The 22,981-nt window shown below is 44.4% G+C and carries 18 protein-coding genes and 1 pseudogene; 8 read left to right on the top strand and 11 right to left on the bottom strand.

Translation table 11 applies throughout. The features are described from left to right. The 8 genes and pseudogenes from DRB05_RS12385 to DRB05_RS12420 form a co-directional block, all read right to left on the bottom strand. Nucleotides 1-606 carry a hypothetical protein gene (locus DRB05_RS12385; protein ID WP_128727220.1) on the bottom strand — a complete coding sequence of 202 codons (606 nt, stop codon included), beginning with the start codon at nt 604-606 and terminating at the stop codon, nt 1-3. An 11-nt stretch (nt 607-617) separates the two neighbouring features. After that, entirely contained in the window at nt 618-1,364 is a 747-nt protein-coding gene (locus DRB05_RS12390) for a hypothetical protein (RefSeq protein WP_128727221.1), read from the bottom strand. Between the two features lie 23 nt (nt 1,365-1,387). Continuing rightward, nucleotides 1,388-2,674, bottom strand: coding sequence for a LysM peptidoglycan-binding domain-containing protein (locus DRB05_RS12395; RefSeq protein WP_128727222.1), 1,287 nt, complete (start codon nt 2,672-2,674; stop codon nt 1,388-1,390). 342 nt (nt 2,675-3,016) lie between these two features. Then, on the bottom strand, nt 3,017-3,265 hold the full coding sequence (locus tag DRB05_RS22985; protein ID WP_239966072.1) for a hypothetical protein: 249 nt from the start codon (nt 3,263-3,265) through the stop codon (nt 3,017-3,019). 56 nt (nt 3,266-3,321) lie between these two features. Then, entirely contained in the window at nt 3,322-5,247 is a 1,926-nt protein-coding gene (locus DRB05_RS12405) for a TonB-dependent receptor (RefSeq protein ID WP_240036241.1), read from the bottom strand. A gap of 181 nt (nt 5,248-5,428) precedes the next feature. After that, nucleotides 5,429-6,205 (bottom strand): LytTR family DNA-binding domain-containing protein, encoded by a 777-nt coding sequence (locus DRB05_RS12410; protein WP_128727224.1) that lies wholly within the window; start codon nt 6,203-6,205, stop codon nt 5,429-5,431. Nucleotides 6,206-6,340: 135 nt separating this feature from the next. Further along, a complete protein-coding gene (locus tag DRB05_RS12415) occupies nt 6,341-7,666 on the bottom strand; it encodes an ATP-binding protein (protein WP_128727225.1) in 1,326 nt (441 codons plus the stop codon). Nucleotides 7,667-7,677: 11 nt separating this feature from the next. Beyond that, a pseudogene (locus tag DRB05_RS12420) lies at nt 7,678-9,089 on the bottom strand (sigma-54 dependent transcriptional regulator). Between the two features lie 249 nt (nt 9,090-9,338). Here DRB05_RS12420 and DRB05_RS12425 point away from each other — a divergent pair. The 7 genes from DRB05_RS12425 to DRB05_RS12455 all read left to right on the top strand — a co-directional run bounded on the left by DRB05_RS12425 (nt 9,339) and on the right by DRB05_RS12455 (nt 19,748). Next, nucleotides 9,339-10,592 (top strand): efflux RND transporter periplasmic adaptor subunit, encoded by a 1,254-nt coding sequence (locus tag DRB05_RS12425; protein ID WP_128727226.1) that lies wholly within the window; start codon nt 9,339-9,341, stop codon nt 10,590-10,592. Nucleotides 10,593-10,602: 10 nt separating this feature from the next. Continuing rightward, nucleotides 10,603-11,310: an ABC transporter ATP-binding protein gene (locus DRB05_RS12430; protein ID WP_128727227.1), complete on the top strand. Its 708-nt coding sequence runs from the start codon at nt 10,603-10,605 to the stop codon at nt 11,308-11,310. Continuing rightward, on the top strand, nt 11,310-13,703 hold the full coding sequence (locus tag DRB05_RS12435) for an ABC transporter permease (RefSeq protein WP_128727228.1): 2,394 nt from the start codon (nt 11,310-11,312) through the stop codon (nt 13,701-13,703). Before DRB05_RS12430 ends, DRB05_RS12435 begins: the two co-directional genes overlap by 1 nt. 52 nt (nt 13,704-13,755) lie before the next feature. Beyond that, nucleotides 13,756-16,143, top strand: a complete 2,388-nt coding sequence (locus tag DRB05_RS12440) for an ABC transporter permease (protein ID WP_128727229.1) — start codon at nt 13,756-13,758, stop codon at nt 16,141-16,143. Between the two features lie 106 nt (nt 16,144-16,249). After that, nucleotides 16,250-17,596 carry a 3-deoxy-D-manno-octulosonic acid transferase gene (locus DRB05_RS12445; protein WP_128727230.1) on the top strand — a complete coding sequence of 449 codons (1,347 nt, stop codon included), beginning with the start codon at nt 16,250-16,252 and terminating at the stop codon, nt 17,594-17,596. A gap of 2 nt (nt 17,597-17,598) precedes the next feature. Further along, nucleotides 17,599-18,627, top strand: a complete 1,029-nt coding sequence (locus DRB05_RS12450) for a glycosyltransferase family 9 protein (RefSeq protein WP_128727231.1) — start codon at nt 17,599-17,601, stop codon at nt 18,625-18,627. Further along, a complete protein-coding gene (locus tag DRB05_RS12455) occupies nt 18,624-19,748 on the top strand; it encodes a glycosyltransferase (RefSeq protein WP_128727232.1) in 1,125 nt (374 codons plus the stop codon). The genes DRB05_RS12450 and DRB05_RS12455 overlap by 4 nt, the downstream gene beginning before the upstream one ends. Here DRB05_RS12455 and DRB05_RS12460 read toward each other — a convergent pair. After that, a complete protein-coding gene (locus DRB05_RS12460) occupies nt 19,734-20,180 on the bottom strand; it encodes a transposase (RefSeq protein ID WP_128727233.1) in 447 nt (148 codons plus the stop codon). The genes DRB05_RS12455 and DRB05_RS12460 overlap by 15 nt on opposite strands. Before the next feature lie 453 nt (nt 20,181-20,633). On the opposite strand from DRB05_RS12460, the gene DRB05_RS12465 reads away from it, so the two are divergent. Next, nucleotides 20,634-20,933 (top strand): DUF6482 family protein, encoded by a 300-nt coding sequence (locus tag DRB05_RS12465; protein WP_128727234.1) that lies wholly within the window; start codon nt 20,634-20,636, stop codon nt 20,931-20,933. Here the strand turns inward: DRB05_RS12465 and DRB05_RS23130 are convergent. Continuing rightward, complete coding sequence (locus DRB05_RS23130) at nt 20,889-21,083, bottom strand: hypothetical protein (protein ID WP_128727235.1); 195 nt, start codon at nt 21,081-21,083, stop codon at nt 20,889-20,891. The two genes, DRB05_RS12465 and DRB05_RS23130, sit on opposite strands and share 45 nt — an antisense overlap. A gap of 214 nt (nt 21,084-21,297) precedes the next feature. Further along, nucleotides 21,298-22,938: a hypothetical protein gene (locus tag DRB05_RS12475; protein ID WP_128727236.1), complete on the bottom strand. Its 1,641-nt coding sequence runs from the start codon at nt 22,936-22,938 to the stop codon at nt 21,298-21,300. Nucleotides 22,939-22,981 lie beyond the last annotated feature (43 nt).

Raw genomic sequence — 22,981 nt, forward strand, 5'->3', positions numbered from 1 at the left:
TTAAGATAACCAACGCTTTAGCCTTTTAACCAAAGTTTCGAACCAAGTCAGTTGATAGCGTTTGTATTTATCGCACTTGAGGAATAGCTTTTTGGTGGCTTCGTTTCGTGCTGGGCTAATATGTAGACGGCTACACTCTTTACTTGCGCTGTGCCAATCTTGTGCGCTGACGGCTTTAATCAAATTAGGAAAGGCCAAAAATAACTTACTGGTACCAAGGTTATAAGCCATATCCAGCAACGCAATCTTAGCGGGCGTCGGTAATAGTTGATAAGGAATGCTGCCAGCATCTTGCTTGGCAAAAAAATGGATTAAGTGCCGCTCAAATTCTTTAATCTGCTCTATGAGGTACTTTTTAGAGGCCTTGGGCGACAACGTTAGCTCGGTATGTTGAGCATACCAAGAAGCTTTGTAGCCGCTTGGCTTGTACTTTATATTGCGATATTCATCGCGCTTTTGTTGTAGTGTTGCAGAGCGTTTGGAGCGCCTATCTCGCATTGGTAATTGGCAGAATTGCTCAACACTTTGCATGTGAAAGCCAACACCAATCGTTGGATTGGCATTCACATCTAGGTACAAATGTAGCACTTCACCTTCAAACTGCATGAGGTGCGTGATTACTCGCTGATAGAATTTATCGGTGTCATTGAACAACTAGGTACCTCAGTGATCACTGCTTTTTCATTTGTGGTATAGCACTGTTTTAGTATAGAACAGTAGCAGGCCTCTGCCTTAAAATTCATTTTATGGGCATCTATTTTATCCCATAAGCCACGGTTAAAATTACTTTTTGGCATAGTGAAGATGTTGAAAGTGTCACCATCTGCTAGCAAGATTTTTTGTGGTGCACTGGAAACATACCAACCAAACTTTTTTAGATAATTGATATTTGATTCTTCGTCTTGGGCATCTCTAAGCGCTGCTTGATAGGCGTTAAGGTTGCAGCAAGCGTCCATAAGCTCGGTTACATCAAAGTAATTTTCGCCATCAAACTCGTACTTAATGTAGTGGATTATGGCAGGCCCGGTCCCCGAGTTACGGATGTCTACTCTAATCGTTGCTTGAGTGGAGTCTAGATCAAAGTTGCTATAGCTAAACTGTAGCCAAGGCCAGGTTTCAGTTTTTAGCTGCTTTTCGGCCGCGGAAACCTGCTCTTGAGCAGCCTTGGCTTGCAGATAAGTGGCATAAAACGACGCTGCTGAGATAAACATAGCGCATAAGGCTAAAATGGTGTTCATTTTAGAGCGAGAGAGTTTAAAACTACCTCTCGCTTGTCTTGAGCTCGGTGCTGGCGGGCGCACTCGCTCCGTGAGTCTCTCTTCGGTAACATCTTCAGAGTGAGAGTTATTATTATGGTCTGACATATTTATCCAAATGATATTACGCTTTAAGGCGACAGAAATACCAGTAACGTATCTCCAATTTTCAATCTATCTGTCGATAGCTGATTCCATTGCTTTAGCTTTGTGACGCTGACATTAAATTGTTTCGCAATGCGCCATAAACTATCGCCGTGTTTTATCTTATAGTCTAGTTGTTTGTCAGCTAGTATGGGCAAAATTAGCTTTTTCCCTGCACGAATACGGTCACTCTTTAATTGATTAAAGGCTTTTAACTCGGCGACGGTTAGCGAGTAGCGCTTTGCAATAGTGCTGAGAGAGTCTCCGCGGCGAATTGTATAATGTTGCCATGTATCTGCGGGCATTTTTGGTAAGTCTGTGAGCATGGTTTGCCACTCTGATACGCGCGCGGTGGGGACGACAATATGCTCAGGACCACCGAGTAATGCAGGAAAACGTGCATAGCCTGGGTTCAATACTTCGACCTCTTTCCAGCCTTTAAGATCAGATAAAATGGCTTGCTGTTCGAGTTTAATAACGCTGATTAGCGAGCGATTAGGGATCTTAGGAAACTTCATCAAGTCATGCTTTAGCAGCTGTGATGCCGCAAGTAGCTTTGGTACGTAGTGGCTTGTTTGGCGCGGTAACTTCAAATGAAAAAAGTCAGTTGGTTTACCTGCTTTTTTATTACGTTCAATAGCCGCAAGCACTCTACCTTCACCCGTGTTGTAAGCGGCAATGGCATGATACCAATCGCCATCAAAACGTTTGTGGAGATATTGCAAAAAGTCCAATGCGACGCGAGTCGAGTCTACGATATCTTGGCGACCATCATACCAAGCGTTGATCTTGGCGCCATAATGCTTAGCAATTAGCGGCGTTAGTTGCCACAAGCCTGAAGCGTGCTTGTGAGAGTAGGCGTGGGTATTAAAATCGCTTTCAATTAGTGGCATCAACGCAAGTTCAATTGGCATATCACGCTTTTCGACTTCTTCCACTAAGTAATAAAGTAGCGGCGCTGCTCGTTCACTGATGGTATCCATATAATTTGGATGCTTGAGATACCAATCAATCCGTTGTTTTACACGCTTATCGTTGGAGTCGGCAAAGCTGAGCTGATCTTTAATACGTAGCCACAAATCATCTGTAGCGAGTGGATCATACGATGCTTTAACTACGGTTTCAGCTTCGTCTTTGACTGTATTTTTTGGTTTGTTTACGACAGGTCGCACGGAGTTATCTGGCGTAGGTTCATCCTGTTGAGGTTGCTGTATTTGGCTACAGCCATTTAGAAGCAAAATTGCTGCAAGTAATGGAGTGATGAGGTTTTTCATAGAGCCTTTTTTATTATCCTTTTATTATGCAGTCCAATGAGGCATCTGAACCGCATAAGATTGTATATAAATTCGGTGCAAATGCAAAAATAGGCACCTTACCTGTTGCGGCTGTGTAGTGTAGAGCGATGAAATGGATACAAAATGAACTTTAGCGTTACAGCATTTAGCATTGATTAATGGAATTAACGCAATAACACTCGGTTACTTGGTAATTGCGTCTGCTCACTTACTCAAGGCGTAGTTGTTGCTTAAATCGTGTTTTATAGGTTCTCGAGAGTGTTAATACTTTCTCACTTTGCAATGCGATTTCACTGTCACCACTGGCGAGCGGCGTAATACTCACAACCTTAGAGACATTAATGGTATTTCATCTTCATCGCTTCGTTGTGTTATTGGGCGTGCTTCGCCAAGTATATGAGAAATACTAAATCGATAACCAGTTATAACGGCAATAAAGAACACCAAGCTCAAAGCATCTTTTTGATATTCATAGATAAGTTCAAACCAAGAAAGATGAAAGTTGTAATCTAGTTGCAAACTAAAATAAATCGTTTCACGTAATAACACCATGATGTCTAACACGGCCAAAACAAAATAACAGTGAGGCAATAAAAGTGGGGCTAATAGGCACGATTAGTATCTGCCTACCAACTACCACTGAGCGTAAACGCAAACTCCGGTGGCACACGCTCACGAATCGTTTCCACGGCGCTTACGCTACCCGCCCGTGAGGCGTTGTGATACAGGCGTCGATATTCGTATCTAGACGTTAGTGGCGAAGCTTCTAGGTTGAGCTTAACTCGCTGGCTTACTTGAAGTTGCGCTTGCAAAGTCAATTGCAATGAGCCTGATTCAATAAATTGCTCGTCTGGGTAATATTCGCGATAACTATCCCCACTGGAAATCTCTATGCTCCAAGAAAAACGGCTAAAACCTTGTCGAAATTGCATGCTAGCCCTATGTGGAACAGTTCCGTTAATCGCACGCTTGCCTGTGAGTATGTCACGGTATGATGCGTCTCGATAACTATAATCAAGATTGATCTGGCTGTTGTTGATCCAGCTTGATAAGTCTAGATTAACTGCACCATCTAGCCCCCAAAGTGTGGCATCCCCGGCATTTGCAATTATGCTTTCACCTCGATTATCTTGCTGATATTCATGCACATCTTTTTGCCACTGATAAAAAGGTTTAACGTTAAAACGCCATATTTCACCTTCTTCAATATCAATTTGCAGCGCAAGTTCAGTGTACTGCATAGGCTTTATTTCAAGGTTGCCAAACTGTAAGCGGCCAAATCCTGCGTTGAGCTCAGGTAAAAAAAGTGAAAAATCGAGCTGTTCCACCTCATGCTTTAAGGTGGTTGTAAACTGAGTGCTTTTTGTCGCGTCATAATTTAATCGCACCAGCGGCTTGGCGATGAGGTGCTGAATATCTTCACTCTTACTGCTATTGGTCGAAAGTGTAGCCTGCTCGGCTGCCAGTTTGCTGTATAACCGCCATTTGGGTGAAAGCGACCAAGTAAAAGCAGCAAAGGGCTCAAGACTTAGCTCTTTTATCGTGCTGTGTAACTGCTCCTTGGGTAATAGTGTGTTGGCATTTACTCGATTAATACTGGCCTCAAGACCATACTCCGAGACAGTGTCGTTTACCATCAGGCGAATTACTCGCTCGTCAGTACGCTTATACTGTGTAAAGCTCGGTGTTGAAAGTTGCGCAGAGAGACCATCAAGCATGTGTAACTCATTCTTTTGTTTTGAGTAGTAGCCTGTAAGCTGTGTGCTCCAGCGCTGACCTTGCCACTGTCTATCGATAGACATTTCGGTTGTGTCTGTTTTATCGCGCTCTTGCGAAAACGCAGATTCAATATCGCTGGATGAAGTTGGTGTGCGGTACAGCCATTCGTATTGCGACTGCAAGTTGTCTTTTACAGCCTGAACATTGAGCGTTAGGGCGCCATCCTGCATGGTTTTGTGGCTGGTAAGTGAGAGTGTTATTCGCTCACTTTGCTCTCTAAATGTTTCTTCGCTCTTTTCCTCGAGAGTATTACTAGACGCAAACAGTTGACCTTTATTGGTACTTTTAAATGGCTCATCCTGAGCTTGAATATGGCCACTATGCGTCCACTGCCCTTTAGGTAAGATAAACCCTGCCATTGCCGTGATGCCAATCGAGGAGCTGGCGTTGAGTGTGCTACCTAGTTGCCAATTATAGGCATTGGTTTTTTCATCACGAATGACGTTAACAACTTGATTATATTGCTTAAGTGAAGGGAATGGGTGGTGGCTTAGATAAACTTCTAGCGCAGTAATTTGATCAACGGGAAGTTGTTTTAGATACTCCGAGACCGACCCGGACTTTACGCGGATCTCCATACCATTTAATAAAATATTGGCTGAACTACCACCGAGACCGCGCTCACCATTTTGCTCTAAGAGTGTGAATGACGGTAAGCGCTCTATGACTGCAAGTACATCTTGTGCAGCAAATTGTTGCAAAGAATTTCCAGTGTAAACACTCGGTTTTAAGTTATCCATATTGGCGTAAACGCTGCTACTTATGACGCTCATTAAAGCGTAATAGGCCGCCGTGGAGGGATGAAATCGTGTCATTGTTCCTCTGTGAATAAAAAGCTCTCCATTGCGCTATTAAAAATAAAAAAGCAGATAAAACAAATTATTAGGTACGTAAGGTGGTTCTATGGGACGGATCGACGGGACACCGTAAGCGGGTTCACGTCGCTCGCTGGTGTTATGCAGCCTGAGAAAGCGTATCAAAGCGTGACTTCAAAGCCTTCTTATAGCCTTTACTCAAGCTAATTTGCGCGCCCGTTGATAACTTGATGATGGCATTACCTGACGCTTTGGTGATGATACGCTCAACATAGGCCAGATTAACTAAATAAGAGCGGTGGGTGCGCACAAATAGATCGGTGGGCAGCATGGCTTCAAACTGAGATAGGGTTGCTCGTTTGAGGTATTGGTGTGACTCGGTATGAATTTCAACATAGTTTTTAGCAGCCACTATGTGCACTATGTCTTTGATCTGTACAAATGACTTATCGCCGCCTAAATCCACAAGCAAACGTTGATTTATCGCGATGCTATTGTTTTCTTCGTTGCTTTCAATACGGATAAACTTGTGCCAAATCATAAAGCAGACGTAGATCACCAGCGGATGTAATGGCGCAAAATAATACAAGGTATAGGGAATATCATCGCGATAAACGAGATAGTCGAACCCAGCTTGTATAGACATGCTCAGTACGAATAAAACCGAGCAGCAAACAAGGTAATTGCGCCAATATACCTTATTCTGTTGGCTGAGTTTATTTAGCCATAAGAAGAGAATTGGCGTGTAAATATACCAAAGCCCCCATTCCTGCAAGGCCCACCAGATCGGGTTATTCAGCCGCTCACTTTCTATCTCAACCCAATCGTGCAGTAAGTCGATTGCGGTTAAAAATATGATGACGGCGGTCCAGCCAACTCCAGTAATAGTAAGAATAGGTTTATATACGGTGTGCACGAACTTTTCCCTAAATTAGATACTGTTAGTTTACCGACTTTTTATAAGTTCACAAATCCTCAAGGATGATTTGGCCTGTCGTCTTATTTACCTTGAACTAAAGGTAAGCTGTGCCTTACCCATGGCTCAGGTTAGTTAACCAAATACACATCTAAAGCAGGCGCCTTGCTCGCGCTGAAGGTAAATTAAGTCGCCGCCATGATTAATCATGATTTGTCTCGAGAGGCTTAAACCGATCCCAGAGCCTTGCTGTTTAGTGGTAAAAAACGGTACGAAAATCATGTCGACGACATGCTCGGCAATGCCAGGGCCATTATCGCTTATTTCTATATAGTGCTGGCCTGCGTTATTTGCTCCAGTTTTCAACACCACTTGGCGCGCGTTTTGCTGACTTGAGTCATTGTTTTGCCGGACCGCCTCAATGGCATTTTTGGTTAAGTTAATAAGCACTTGCTCAATCTGAGCTGTATCTAACATCACCAGTTGAGAGTGGCTAATATCAAGCTGTAAGTCTATGTTTGCTTGATGACAGCTTTGTTGATGTAACTGATAAATACCCTCTACAAGCGGCGCAAGCTGGGCAGGTTGCAACACTGGGCTTGGTAAGTTGCTGACTTTTCGGAAACGGGCGATAAATGCACCTAAATATTCAGTGCGTTTTGCCAGCGTTTGCAACGCTAAAGCTAGGTCTTGTTTGTCTTCTTCATCGTCAAAACTTAGTGTGCTGGGCAGTAGCCCTTCACAGGTTTGGGCAATGGATGACAGAGGGGTGATAGAGTTAGCGACTTCGTGCGTAAGCACTTTGGTGAGGCGTTTATAGGCTTGCTGCTCTTTATTTTGTAAAGCATCTCGAATAGATTGTAAGGTGACAATTTTACGAATTTGCCCTTGGATCTGCGCTGATGTTATTTGTATAGACAAGTTATCTTGTTGTTCGCCATACTGCCAATTTGCTATCGTTTTCAAACTGTTATCGCATTCATTAACCAGTGGTGCGATATCTTCTAAATCTTCGCTGTGATTAATGGGTTTACCGAGTAGCCGGGTTACCGCTGGATTTGACTCTATAACCTTCCCCTCGCTGTCGAGCACCAAAACCGCTAAGTCGATATGCACTAACAAGGTTTGTAAAAAGTGAGCCTGCTGCTCGGCGCTCAACCGTGCGCTTTGGATCCGCGTTTTTATCTCTTCTAAGTGCTGCCGCATGGGGTGATGTTGGCTTAATCCTAAGGAGCTATCGCCATTGGCTAAAGACTTAAGTACAAAACCCATATGCTTGTTTTGCTTGTTAAATTGGAAGTATAAGGTTGAAATAAACGCGATGGTAATAAGGGTGAACAGCAGCCAAGTTGCCGAAAATCCACCTTGTATATACAAATATAGCGAGAGGCTACTGGAAATTACTAGGCCAATGATAGTAAAGAAAAAAACAAGAGTGGGGTGGTGAGCGAGGCGGGTCATTTCTTTCCTTCCTACAAATCGTACTTTTCTAAGCGACGATACATTGCCCCTCGGTTAACCCGAGCGCTTTGGCTGCGTTTGAGACATTGCCTTGATAATGCTTGAGCGCTGCACGCACCGTACGTTGCTCAATCTCTTCAAGGTTGAAAGTACCCTCAAAAATGAGTGCATTGGGGTCCGAGGTATCCTCCTTACCGGCTTGCGCCGCCGAGTGGTTAGTACCAATTACAGTACTGATATCTAAAAACTCGGTTTCACTTAAGATCACCGCACGCTCGATAGCATGTGCGAGCTCTCTGACATTACCCGGCCACGGATAGGTTTGTAAACACTGCATGTCGCTGCTATTTACCTCAAGCTGCCTTTTATACTTGTGGCAAAAGTGCTCTAGGTAGTAGTTTACGAGCAGTGGAATATCGTCGGCACGTTCGCGAAGCGGTGGCAGACGGATCTCTATGGTATTGATCCGATATAATAAATCTTGCCTAAAACGACCTTCATCAACCGCTTGTTGCAGATTGTCGTTGGTGGCACAGATAAGTCGTATGTCCACTGAAATGGGCTTATTGCCGCCCACAGGAGTGACTTGTCGATTTTGTAGCGCTGCAAGTAGCGTTGTTTGTTGGTTCATTGGTAGGTTGCCCAATTCGTCCAAAAACAAACTCCCTTCGTGTGCAAGCTCAAAGCGACCGACCTTATCGCTTTTCGCATCGGTAAACGCCCCTTTTTTATGACCAAATAGTTCGCTTTCAAACAAACTTTCGGAGATAGCGCCCATGTCTAAGCTGATAAAGGTCTTGTCGTGGCGCATACTCGCCTGATGAATGGCGTGGGCTGCAAGCTCTTTGCCCGTGCCACTTTCGCCAGTGATCAAAATGTTGGCATCAGTGAGTGCTGCGCGTTCTATAGTACTAAACACCTTTTGCATTACCTGGCTTTGGCCTAGAAAGGCAAATTGATGGCTACCACTAGATTGATTGAGTGCCTGATTTAACCCTTGTGCCTGACGAGTGAGCTTACCAACTTGCTGCTTGTCTTTGGCATGGGCAAATGCGGCGGCAACCGCACCGAGTAGTTGGTCATTTTGCCACGGCTTAGCGATAAAGTCGGCGGCACCTGCTTTTATCGCATCGACAGCAAGTTGAATATCGCCATAAGCGGTCATTAACAGCACCACGATACTTGGGTCTTGTTTGACAATTTTCTTTAACCAATAAAAGCCCTCTTTGCCACTAATGGCATCTTGGCTAAAGTTCATGTCGAGCAAGATCACATCTATTTGCTGCGATGTAATCTGCGCTTCTATATCAAAGGGGTTATCTGTGGTGATGATGGTTTGATAATGCTTTTTTAGCAAAAGCTTTGCTGCAATTAATATATCGCTGTTGTCGTCGACAATTAATATGGTGCCTTCCTGCTTCATATCCTGATCGCTTTATTTTTCTTTTAGCGTACCGCAATCGTTTACACTTCGTCTACGAAAAGTGTTCATTTATGGACACTTTGTGATTTTTGATGTGTTCTATTTCCGGACACTGACTATTCTTGAAATATAAGATTTTATATTTAACTTATTGTATTTTAATGAAAAACAAATCTTGGCACGGTGCTTGATATTAGTTACGCATATTCGATAAAACGATTTAACTGACTAAGAACAAGAGGCGTGATTATGGATAAGAAAATAGAGCGTTCAGGATTACAAAAACATCTTAAAAAAGCGGTGGCAGGTGGTGTACTACTGAGCATTGCTGCAGCGGCATTGGCATTCAATAACACTGCCTCTTCAGGTCGTAGTCAAAATCTCGTGCTGAGTAGCCTAACGGTGAGTACTGTAAGCAAGGGAGCGTTTGTGGACGCACTAAGCTTGCGTGGTCAAGTCGTACCAAAAACCACTATTTACTTAGATACCATCGCGGGTGGCCAAGTAGAAGAGCGTTTGGTGGAGCAGGGTGAGTTTGTTGAGGCAGGTCAGCCATTAGTGAGATTGAGTAACACCAGTTTACAGTTAGACGTGATGAGCCGTGAGGCACAAGTAACAGAGCAACTTAACTTCCTGAGAAACACCCAAATGACGATGGAAACCAGTCGGCTTAATCTACGCCGTGACTTGCTGGAGATTGACCTACAAATTAGCCATTTGGAACGCCGTTATAAGCAATCTAAACCACTCGTTGAGAAAGGCGTACTGGCAACCGACAGACTATCTGAAATTGAGGACGATTTACAGTATTACAAGGCCCGAAAGGAGCTGACGTTAGAGCGCCAAACGCAGGAAAACTCTATTCGTAAAGTGCAAGTCGAACAGCTAGAAGACAGTGCTGAGATGCTACAGAAAAACTTGCAATTTGCCCGTAAAAACCTTGAAAACCTACTGATCAAAGCGCCGGTATCGGGTTATTTGAGTGAGTTGGATGTTGAAATTGGTGAGTCAAAGAGTAAAGGAGCGCGGTTAGGCCAAATTGACATTCCGAATGAATACAAGTTGATCGTGCGCCTTGATGAGTTTTATTTAAATCAAGTACAACCGGATATGGCAGTGAATGTGATGTTAGACAGCGGCTTAGTCAGTGCCAAGGTGAGCAAAATTGATAGCCGTGTAACACAATCTCAATTTCAGGTAGAAGTGGCGCTACCAAGCGGTCTTAGCGACATCAAACGCGGCCAAAGCCTAGATGTAGAACTTATGCTTGGTGGTAACAAAGAAAATGCCTTATTGCTAAAGCGAGGTGCCTTTTTTACAAGCTCTGGCGGTAATTGGGTATACGTGTTGGCAAGTGATGGCAAAACCGCCGAGCGCCGTGACATTCGCTTAGGCAAGAAGAATCAAGATTATTACGAAGTGTTAGATGGGCTATCGCAAGGTGAGCAAGTGATCACCTCAAGCTACAGTAACTTCGACAAAGCGCAACAACTCAATTTCTAAGGATATAACAATGATAAAACTAACTAACCTAAACCGTGTATTTCGTACTCAAGACGTTGAAACTACTGCGCTAAACGATATTAACCTAACCGTCAATGAAGGCGAGTTTGTCGCCATCATGGGCCCGTCTGGGTGTGGTAAGTCTACTTTATTATCCATCTTAGGGATGTTGGATTCACCGTCATCTGGGCAGTTTGAGTTTGCGGGCACGGACATTGCGGGCTATAGCGAAAAACAGCTCTCACAGCTACGTAAAGCGTCTATTGGTTTTGTATTTCAAAGTTTTAACCTGATTGATGAGCTAACGGTGTTTGAAAATGTTGAGCTACCGCTGCAATACCAAAATATCTCAAAAAGTGAACGTAAGCAGCGTGTAGAGCAGATTTTAAAGCGCGTTGCCATCGATCATCGCGCCGATCATCTACCACAGCAGCTTTCTGGTGGTCAGCAGCAGCGTGTGGCGGTTGCAAGAGCGCTGGTTATTAACCCTAAACTTATCTTAGCGGATGAGCCAACGGGTAACTTGGACTCCAAAAACGGCGAAGAAGTCATGGCGATGTTACGCGAGCTAAACCGCGAAGGTACAACCGTGATCATGGTAACGCACTCAGAAAAAGAAGGGTCATACGCGGATAGGCTTGTACGCCTTCTCGATGGCCAAGTAATGCTCGATAAAGCCAATTTGGTGAGGCAACCGCCAAAAGTAGAGGTAGCATAATGATAACGAATTACCTAATCACGGCATTGCGTACATTTAAGCAGCAAAAACAGCATTTTATTTTAAATGTCGTTGGGCTTAGTGTGGGCTTAGCTGCGGCAATTTTGGTCGCACTGTTTGCAAAAAATGAACTGTCTTACGATAGCCAGCAACCTCATGCTGAGCGTATTTACCGTATCGGACAGGACTATTCAAAGCTGGGGCTGGCTGTAATACCGATTTCTAACTTCCCCCGCGCTAAAGAGATGGAGCAATATAGTCAGATCGAGTCTGTTTTTGCACTCACAAAAGTTGACTGGACAAATCAAGCTGAAACCGATGTTCAGCATAATGGCCAAGGCTACAAGCTAACAGAAGTGTTAGGGGCTACCCCAAATATCCAAGACTTTATTGAGGTTGATATATTAACTGGTGACTTGAGCAACGCTTTGAGTGTGCCAAATAGTATTGCGTTAAATGAGTCTGAAGCGTTGCGAATTTTCGGTACGATTAATATTGAAGGGGAAACACTTGAATTCAAAGACGGCCAATATACCGTGAGGGCTGTATTTAAGGATTTGCCTGAAAATACGCACTTTTCCTTCAAAAGCTTAGTTTATATTGAGCACGACTTATCTAATTTAGATATCAACTCAAGTTATGTATATCTTAAGCTCACCGAAAATACAGACGTACCTGAGCTTGCGCAAATATTTACCGATAGATACTTTGATGGCCCGATGAAAGGCAAGCTTGCTATTGAGCTACACCCATTACGTGATCTTCACCTCACTGCTAAATCACCATTCGAGATGAAATCAGGAGGAACTGAGCAGGTTGTCGTTATCTGTGCAGGGTTGAGCGTACTTCTTATTCTTATCGCAGGTTTTAACTTTATTAATATGACCATTGCGCAGTCTGCAAAGCGTGCTAAAGAAGTTGGTGTGCGCAAGGCACTCGGTGCAAGCAAGTTGCAACTGGTTATTCAGTTTTTGGCTGAGTCTGTGTTGGTGTCATTATTGTCAATGATTATTGCATGCGTTCTAGTTGAGCTATGTTTACCGAGCTTTAATCAACTTGTGGATCGCGCATTAGTTGTCGATTACATGTCAATGTTGAGCGTTGCAGTCATTGCTGTGGCGATTGCTGTTGGTGTTGGTGCAGGGCTATATCCAGCACTATTTATTTCATCTTTCAGTGCAAAGCGTGTACTCAGTGGTGATTTGCAAAGAGGAAATACGGCAATCTTTGTGCGTAAAAGTCTACTGACCTTTCAGGCTGCATTATCAATTGCTTTGATCATCGCCTCTGTAACGCTACAACAGCAGCTAAAACACCTGCAAGGTTTACCGCTGGGATACGAAACAGCGCAACGCGTTGTGGTCTCAGATTTACCGAAACAGTCTATTTTTTCGAAAGAACCCACTGTGTTAATGAATAGACTTACAGCAATCGATGGTGTTGAAGCATTGAATTTCATCGATACGAAACTGACTGTATCAATCAATAGCAGTGTTTCACCAACGTGGCCAAATGGAGAACAATCAGAGGGGATCACGCCGACTATTGGCGCTGGTTTTAATTTGGTTGAAGGATTAGGGCTGACATTACTCGCAGGGCGTGACTTTAGCCGTACATACGCTGCAGATTGGGCATCTCAAGATGGTAACGGTACTAACGTTGGGGCGATCATAACTGAAACGGTTGCAAAGCAAGCTGGTTTCTCAAACTACCAAGATATTATAGGCCAGACTATTTTGGACAAAGGTCGCGGTTTGAATATGCGAGTTGTGGGCGTTGTGGCTGATGTAAAAGTGGGGAACGCCCAGGACGCAAGCTCTAATATCATTTTTCTGTGCGGATTTAGTCAAAGTACGGTGGGTGAAATCATCATGACGGTAAGCGCTCAAAACATAGCCTATGTGCAAGATCAAGTGATAGAGATTCTTGCTAAGAGCGCCAACCTTTATGAGCCGAATATCAGTCTCATGTCAGATAATTATAAAGCGATTTTGCGTGATGATGAGCGAGTTTCTCTAGTTGTATTGATTTTTACTGGTCTTGCGGTATTCCTGACGTGTTTAGGAACCTTTGGACTGGCATCCTTTGCGACTGCTCGCCGCCAAAAGGAAGTGGCTGTGCGCAAAGTCTTGGGCGCATCACGCTTGAGCATTGTGAATATCCTAGCGAAAGAGTTTCTTTCATTAGTGGCAGTCAGTATCGCGATTGCGTACCCAGTAACCTATTGGTTAGTGGGTGACTGGCTCGCAAACTTTAACGATAGGATAGAGCAGGCGATGTGGGTATACGGTATTGCAGCTTTAGTCGTTGCTGGGATCACTTGGTTAACCGTCGCTACCCTTGCTTTTAAAGCGGCGAGTACGCGTCCGTCACTAATTCTACGATATGAATAGTACACCTTTTGCGCGGCCTAGTGAGGCCGCTTCTTGCGTTTAAGGAAGAAGAATGTTGATTGTCAACTTAAGTACTGCGTTACGAGTAGCGAAGAAACAAAAACTCCACTTTGCCCTCAATGTTTTGGGTTTCTCATTGGGCGTGTCCGCTGCATTTTTGATATTACTTTACACCTTGCATGAGCTATCCTTCGATCGATTTCAGCCAAGTGCTGAACGCGTATATCGCGCCGAGGTAGACTTTTCACCACTAGGCCTTGGCACTATTCCAACCGTTAACTATCCCCGTTTACTAAAAGCGAAAGGCCTTGCACAAGTAGACGACGTGTTTGCGTTATTTCGTGCAAAAAATTATGACCCTGCGCTAGGGTATGTCCGCTTTGGTGAAACGTCTTTTCAGTTAAATAATTTATATGTTGCTTCAAGTAATATCATGAGTTTCATAGACCTCGACGTCTTGGAGGGCAATATTGAACAGGCGTTGAGTACACCGGAGCAACTGGTATTGAGTCGCTCCGAAGCCATGCGTTTGTTTGGGCACCTTGATGTAGTCGGACAACGTTTAGATTATAAAGGGGGTGTATACACAGTTGCTGCAGTTTTTGAAGATCTGCCCCCTAATACTCATTTTGCATTCGATAGTCTGATTTACACCAACAAGACCAGCGAAAACTTATATATGCACATGCATTATGTGTACTTACGTCTCAATAACACCAGTAATATTCCAGAGCTGGAGCAGACTGTTACGGATTTATTTGTGCTAGGGGATGAAAAAGATGTGTTATCGATTAATTTAACGCCCCTTGTGGATCTGCACCTATATCATGATGAGCTATCTGAGATGCGCGCTGGCGGAAATGTTCAAGCCATCACTGTGAGTGTAATACTCAGTTTTGCTTTATTGAGCGTCGCTGCCATCAACTTTATTAACTTGAGCATTGCGCAAAGTGGTTGTCGTATTAAAGAAGTAGGGATCCGCAAGTCACTTGGTGCTTCAAGAGCACAGTTATTCTGGCAATTTATTTGCGAATTTTTGGTAGTTGCTTTAGTAACACTCATTGTTAGTGCAGCAATGATTGAGTTGAGCTTACCTAATTTTAATCATCTGGTTGATAGAACGCTTCATTTTACTTTTTTCAGTTGGCAAGGAGGGCTTCTGGTGGTGTTATCACTAATTGTCAGTTTGCTAGCTGGAATTTATCCTGCCCTCTATCTCTCAAAATTAAATCCGAAATTAATGTTGTCGGGCCAATCTTCGTTATCTGGCGGTGCAATATGGCTGCGAAAGATATTGCTTATGTCTCAGTTTATTGTCGCCATCGCGTTAATCATTGGTGCAATAACACTACCTCGGCAACTCAGCTTTTTACAAACCTTATCACCAGGTTATAACGTGGAAAATCGTTTATACATAAGAGAGTTACCGAAAGAAGCTATCTTGGCTGGTCCACACTCACCTTTTCTAGATGCAGTGCGAAATATTGACGGAGTGAAACAGGCAGGCCCTCTTGATACGGATTTAACCCATGATATTCAATACAGTTTCAACCCCATATTACCAAATGGTGAAGAGTCAGCAGAGGCTATCGCAGGTATAGGTGTTGGTTTTAATGCCGTATCGCAACTCGGCTTGGAGTTGATCGCAGGACGGGATTTTGCACCAAAGTACGCATCAGATTGGTATACACAACGAGGAAATGAGCGCTTTATTAGTATTATCGTCACTGAATCTGTTACTAAGTTAGCAGGTTTCACTTCACCTCAGCACATCGTAGGAGAAACCATGCGTCGTGGAAAGTTAAATATGACGGTGGTGGGAGTGGTGAAGGATATACAAATTGGCGATGCTAAGCGCAATAACTCTGTGGCGATGCTGTTACCAGGGTACAGCCTAGTGCCAACCGCCGCTATTTTGATAGAAGTCGATAAATCAAAACAACAACATGTGACGCAACAGCTTACCCAGCTGCTCGCTTCAAGGTTGGGTATTTATGAGCCTGATATTGAGGATTTAGGGGCGAACTTTAGCGCAAACTTTAACGAAGATGTTCGTTTTATTCAGATTGTGCAAACATTTAGCTTACTCACATTGTGTCTTGCGATATTAGGTGTGGTTGGTCTCACGTCTTTTACTGTGTTAAAGAAGCAAAAAGAGGTAGCTGTGCGTAAAGTGCTAGGAGCATCAAGCCTGAGCATCGTCAATATGTTAGCAAGAGACTTTCTGACTTTAGTTGCTGTGAGCATGACCATTGCGTACCCACTTGCCTATTGGCTTGTTGGTGAGTGGCTTGCGAACTTCAATGACCGAATCGATCAAGCGATGTGGATATATGGCATTGCTGCACTGATAGTTGTTGGGATCACTTGGCTTACAGTGGCAGCTCTAGCCCTTAGAGCTGCAGGCATGCGACCAGCATTGATACTACGATATGAGTAGAAAAGAGCCGCTGATGAAAACCGTCAGCATGGAGTTACTGTCAATTTAGTGTCAAAAACCATAGTTACACTGGGGCTAATTCAGGCTTGAATAACAAGGTGTAACTATGGCTAAGGTTAAGGCAACCTCTCGTCTTCGTAGAAGATCAGCTAATTCACTTTGGATTGGTGTTTATAACAGTATCCTATTGTTATGTTTACCTTTGATTGCGCTGATCTTATTAAAAAAATGGCTACGTAAACCGGGTTATAAAAAGCACTTTTTACAGCGCTTGGGTGTCTACGATTGTAAGCGGTTACCCGCCTGCATTCATTTACACGGCGTTTCTGTCGGCGAATGCGCCGCTATTGCTAAACTTATTCCTGAGCTGCGTAAACAGCATCCTCATTTACCCATTGTTTTTACTTGCACCACGGTTGCAGGTTCCGACTATATTGAGCGCAACTGGGGGGAGCAAGTCATTCACACCTATTTGCCATTGGACTTTCAATTGACGGTTGGTGCGTTTTTGGCGCATTTTAATCCGCTATTGACCATGTCGGTTGAGATGGAGTGGTGGCCGAACCTTATCCGTCAGTCGCGCAACCAAGGCAGTCGAGTGATGCTGGTAAATGCCCGCATGACCGACAGATCAAAGAATCGTTATGCCAAAATGTTAGGTCTTTTTACCTTTATGGTTTCCAAGGTGCATAAAATCCTGCCGCAAAGTGAGCTAAGTTATCAAGCTTTTCGCGAGTTGGGTGTACCACCTGAAAAACTGATGCTGTGCGGTAATATCAAGTACGATTGGCCGGAACTGAAACATGCCGACCCAACGCAAAAACCCTCTCAGCTGACATGGATTGCGGGGAGCACGCATGACACCGAAGAAATAGCGGTGGTCGCAGCGCACAAACAGTTGTTACAGCAAAATCCAGCTGCTCAGCTAATTATCGCACCGCGTCATCCTGAAAGATTTGATGAGGTATGGCAGCTGCTGCAAGCAAGTGGGCTGAGTTGTCAGCGTTACTCGCACGCGCCAACACTAACTGCAAATACACAAGTGTACCTGCTCGATACGATGGGTAAATTATTTGCATTTTATCGTGATGCCCATGTTGCCTTTATCGGTGGCTCGTTAGTTAAGCTTGGTGGTCATAATCCTGCCGAAGCCATTGTCCAAGGGGCTGCCGTCGTAATGGGAAGTAGTCGACGAAATTGTGAAGATATATGTGCGCCGCTGAGTCAAGCTGGCGCACTTGTTGAGGGTAATGAGCCACAGCAAATAGCCAGAGAAGTCATCGGCTTTTGGCAAAATAGTGCAGCAACAGCACAACAAATACAGGTTGGGCAAGCCACTATCGCAGAGCATAATGGCGCACTACACAAAACCACATCGCAAGTTTTATATCAGTTAAAACAAGCGCAACGGCCAGTCCATAGTACCCGATTACATCCAATGGTGATCAGATAACAATGCAATACAACAATATCCTTATTGTCCGACTCAGTGCTATTGGTGACATCGTGATGGCGTCAGGTCTTATTTCTGCACTAAAGGCACGTTATCCAGAAGCAAAACTGAGCTGGTTAGCAGAGCCAGCTGGCGCGACCTTGCTACAACAAAATCCAGTGCTAGATGAGGTGATCCTGTGGCCTCGGAATGAGTGGCAAAAAGTGCGAAAAGCACAGGGGATCATAGCGCTACTGAAGCACGTTAATAGCTTTAAAAAGCAGTTGGCTAGTCGACAATTTGACCTAGTGCTCGACGCCCAAGGACTCCTTAAAAGTGGCTTGCTAGCTTGGCTTAGCGGCGCTCAATACAAGGTTGGGATCAATAGTCGCGAAGGCAGTCAGTGGCTTATGAATAAGGTAGTGACCTCGCCTTGGTCTGCTGATATCAGCTCGGAATACAGAGCTGCAGCGAAATTTTTTGGTGCGCCTGAAATGGCGTTTCAATACTCGCTCATTGCCTCAAAAGAGACACAACAACACGCAGAAGCACTGTTATTTGAGCATACTCAAGATCAACCTTATGTGGTGTTTTGTCCGTTTACAACGAGAGCACAGAAACATTGGGTAGATGGGCATTGGCGTGAGTTGTATAAACAAGTAAAGCAGTCTATTTGTGCGCATATTATTATGTTGGGTGGACCAAGCGATATTACTCATAGCGAGCGCTTAGAAAAACAGATGCCGGAGATCATTAATCTAACTGGGAGAACGACATTGCTTGAGTGCAGTGAGATCATTCGGGGGGCAAAAGGTGTGATAGGTGTTGATACTGGGCTAACTCACATGGCGATGGCGCATCATACCCCGGTTATTGCATTGTTTGGCTCAACCTTACCGTATGAAAACACCTTCAATCCAAATGGTCGTGTGCTGAGTGATAAACTTGCTTGCTCACCATGCAAACGTCGGCCAACCTGTGAGGCTCGTTTTGATTGTATGGTGGGGCTCACGCCACAAAGAGTTTCGAACGCACTAGGAGAAGTGCTATGAAAGTTCTGCATATTGAAGCGGGTCGTCACTTATATGGCGGCGCACAACAAGTGGTGTATTTAACCCAAGCGTTACAGCAAAAGGGCATTGAGAACGTGCTGGTTTGCCCGCCTAATAGTGAAATGATTGGTGCAGTTGATAAGCAAGTTGTTGTGGAGCCTGTGAAAATAGCAGGCGATCTCGATGTCATGCAATGTTTGCGTTTACGAAGGGCTATTGCCCATCATCGGCCTGATTGTGTTCATATTCACAGCCGTCGAGGGGTTGATACTTGGGGATTACTTGCCGCGAAGTCGCTTAATGTTCCTGTTATTTTATCGAGACGAGTCGACAACACCGAGCCGCGCTGGTGGTCAAAATTAAAATACCCAGCCTACGATAAAGTTATCGCTATTTCAGAAGGGATCCGCCAAGTATTACTCTCGCAAGGTATTGCTCCTGAGCAAGTAAAGTTAGTCCACAGTGCAGTTGATACCCAGCGCTTTACACCAAGTAGCGCGGAGCGGCAATGGTTGCTTGATGAGTTTGCGCTGCCACAAAATGCCTTGGTCGTGGCTAATTTTGCGCAGCTGATAGAGCGCAAAGGGCAGGATGTGATCATGCGTGCAGCCAAAAAACTCATTGTTGAGCACCCTAATTTGCGCGTATTACTGTTTGGCCGAGGGCCAAAGCTGCAACAATATCAAGCGCGTATAGATGAGCTGGGGCTGCAAAAAATTGTTCAGCTGGTGGGATTTCGACAAGACGTAGCACGTATTTTACCGGCGGTTGATATTGTTGCACATCCAGCATCGATGGAAGGGCTAGGTGTCGCGTTATTACAAAGTAGCGCATCTGGCGTGCCTGTCGTGGGCTTTGCTGCCGGTGGCATTCCCGAAGCGGTTGCGCACAATGAAACCGGATTACTCGCTCCGGTTGGTAATCAAGTTCAGTTTACCCTAGATCTTAATCGCTTGCTTAAGGACTCGATTTTACGAGAGCAAATGGGCCGTAAAGGCCGCGCTAAAATGTGCAGTGAATTTGCCATTGAGGTGATGGCAGAAGGTAACTTGTCAGTGTATAGAAGCGTGTTAAGCGAGTTGGGAAGAGAGCCTTTAACCAGTCAATCACAGAATGTGTGAGTTCCAATAAGGATACTCACCAATGTGGCTTACTAGCTTGGTTCTTAGTGCGTTTGCGGCAATATACCGGGCAATGGTATGCCTATCTTCTGTGATCCTGAGCTGATGATCGTAATACGCGCTTTGCCAAATTCTGTATTTTGAATCCAATTGTTTATTTAGCAGGTAAGCTGTTCTGCCTTTTAACTCTCCAACAACCTTACCAAGTTGCGTATTTCCAAGTGTCAGTAAGCCATGAAAGTGATCTGGCATTAACACCCATGTTTGCCAGCGGCACTCAAACTTTTGTTCATTATGTGAGATAGATTGGCAAAACAATCGTGCCAGCCGATAATCCGTAAAATAGGGCGTGCGTTTATGGCAGTTAAACGTAATGAAGTATTCCGCGTACGGGATTGATATCCTGCCTTTTCTCAGGTCATTCCAGCTCATGTGCATTCCTTGCAATTGAGAGATGAATTTTAAAGATAATCCCTTTGATTAAATCTGTCGAGGTAAACCTCGACCTACGGTTGGGTGGTAGGTCGTGATTTATCACGACAACAGGTTTGCGAATGGGTAAATGATTATCCTACCGAGGTAAACCTCGACCAACGTTTGGGTGGTAGGTCGTGATTTATCACGACAGGTTTGCGAATGGATAAATGATTATCCCGTCGAGGTAAACCTCGACCTACGGTTGGATGGTAGGTCGTGATTTATCACGACAGGTTTGCGAATGGATAAAATGATTATCCCGTCGAGGTAAACCTCGACCTACGAATGGATGGTAGGTCGTGATTTAGCACGACAACAGGTTCGCGACAAAACATTCACGACAGTCAAGGTGAACCAAACACGCACATGGGCCGTTTAATAATTAGTCGGTTAATCGAGGAGAGCACTATGCTTGCTGCCACACTCAAAGAAAAAATCGCTAATAAAGAACTCCATGCCATCGTGCTTAGCTACGCGGATTCAAATCACTACCTTGCGGGTGGTCAAGATAGTGATGGAAACTTACACATCTTGATGCATGCAGAGGGTAAACTCACACCATTTAACTCGTTGCGAGAAGCCGAGAAAAAGCTGTCTGAGCTCGGCGCAACACAAGCCTTCTTTAGGGTTGAGTCAGCCTATGACGAGTGCGGTCCTACTAATTCACAAAGCAATGGTGTGGATACAATGGAAATAAGAAATCTCTAGGGCCTGTTGACCTTTGCTGTTTGATTTTTGTTCTTCTGAGTGTGTTTTGGTCGCGACGCTCGACTTGCCGCCTAGTAATCTAGGCAAAAGTTGAGCAACAATGAACAAAGCGCACTCAGATGAACCCAAAGGGCAGCGCTTGATTAGCATTTTCTCTGTGTTGCCCCACAAGGATGTGGGGTAAGGTGACTTTGCAGGAGCACAAAGTCTTTATCGCCAGACTTACATAGAATGACTATGCTACGCTGGCTCTGCCTTGTATAAATACCAATCAAACTGCTGCAAAAACAAACTTGAAAGATCAACAGGCCCTAGGATATATGGCAAACAAAGAGGCGGCGCGAGCTAAGCGCCACCTCGAACCTTACTTGACGACAAATGTAATGCGTTGATGTCCTGAGTAAGGGGATATGTTATCCCTAGCGTAAACAAGTACCTGATAGGTGCCTGCGGTAGTTAAAGGCAATGCGGCAGTGTTACTTGTTTCAGTTCCGATGGGGGCGACCGTACCATTTGGCAATATCACCAGCCAAGTGAAGGTAATGGGGTTGGCTTCTTTGTCATAAGCGTTCGCTTTAAGGGTTAAACGGCTACCTTTGATTTTGTTCCCATCTACTTCTATGTCGGTAATGATTGGCGCATAGTTTGCCGGATCTTCGACCTTTATGGCGACAAGTCGACTGGTGGTATGTTCCCCATCAGATGCATCAGCTTGTACAACATATAGCCCTGCGACATCAAAGCGGGTGCTAGCGCGATTATTGGCTTCAGTAACAATGGTTGCTTGGCTAGCGGCAGGTTTATTTAGCCACTTCCAGTGTAGCTCTACTTGTGCGCCTTCTGGATCTTGGACTTCGGCGATGAATTCTTGCTCTGTTAGGGTAAATTTGTTGAGCAGTGGGCCCGGCGTTATATTCAGTACCGGAGGTGCATTTCGGTCACGGTTAAATGAAGTCGAAATTTGACCTGTTTTTGCCTGTTTCTCTGAGACCGTAATCGTTTTTACTACTGACTCTGTTCGGTCGCTATTTCTATCTTTGAGCGTAAAGCGAACTTTGTATTCTCCAGCGACATCAGGGGTGAAGAAGGAGAGATATGCCATAGTATGGGCCAGTTTTGCCTGACTGCCAGCAGGAATACTGTCGAAGCTAAACATCGGAGTCGCAAAATTGTATTGCATGCTGTCTCTAGCATTTAGGGTAACAAGATCGTTCACTTTGGCGGTGTCAGGTGCATCCAACAATGCTTTAAGCTCTGGCCTGTCGTCATACACTTCTATCTGTTGGGTGACTGTATCTGAATAGGTTTTGCCATCATGTACCGTTAAACTAATCGTGAATATGCCATAGTCTCTCCCTACAAAAACGGCATATTCCCCTTCTGGATTGATAAGATGGAAGTCTAACGCATTATTAGCACTGGTCACTTGCCACTTATAATTAAGGCGGTCGCCGTCGGGATCTGAGCTGTCTTTCGCGCTTAGTGTTATTTGCTCACTTTTAAGCGCTCGTTCTTTAAAAGGGGTAATTACCGCCGTGGGGGCGCTATTGGTGGGTTCAACGGGTTTATCTGTGACTTTTACTGACACTTTGGCAATTGATTCTTGTGAATCAGATTTAATGGTCAGCTGAGCCTCATAATTACCCGCTACATCTGCAATAAACTCACTCAACAAGCTGCTCTTATCGGCTATTTGCGCCTTACTATTTTCTGGTTTTGTGGTGAGTGACCATGTCACTTTGGCGTTAGCAGAAACTACGCTGCTAGTTCCTACAAGTCTGACTGTTGCACCTGTATAAACCGATTGAATTGGGCTTATTTTTGCCTCAAGTTGGGTGTTATCTGTGCCGGAGTTATCGGAGCCGGTTGAGTTATCCGTGCCAGTATTATTATTGCTATCACTACTGTTATTGTTGTTATCGGTAGCGCTTGACCCTCCTGAGCCGCCACATGCTGTTAATGTCGCGCCAAGGAATAAAGCCAATAATATTAATCGTTTGTTCATTTAAATGTCCCTTTATTATATCCAGTTAGACAAAATACCCGCT

Source organism: Pseudoalteromonas sp. A757 (assembly GCF_004103285.1).
Taxonomy (GTDB): Bacteria; Pseudomonadota; Gammaproteobacteria; order Enterobacterales; family Alteromonadaceae; genus Pseudoalteromonas; species Pseudoalteromonas galatheae.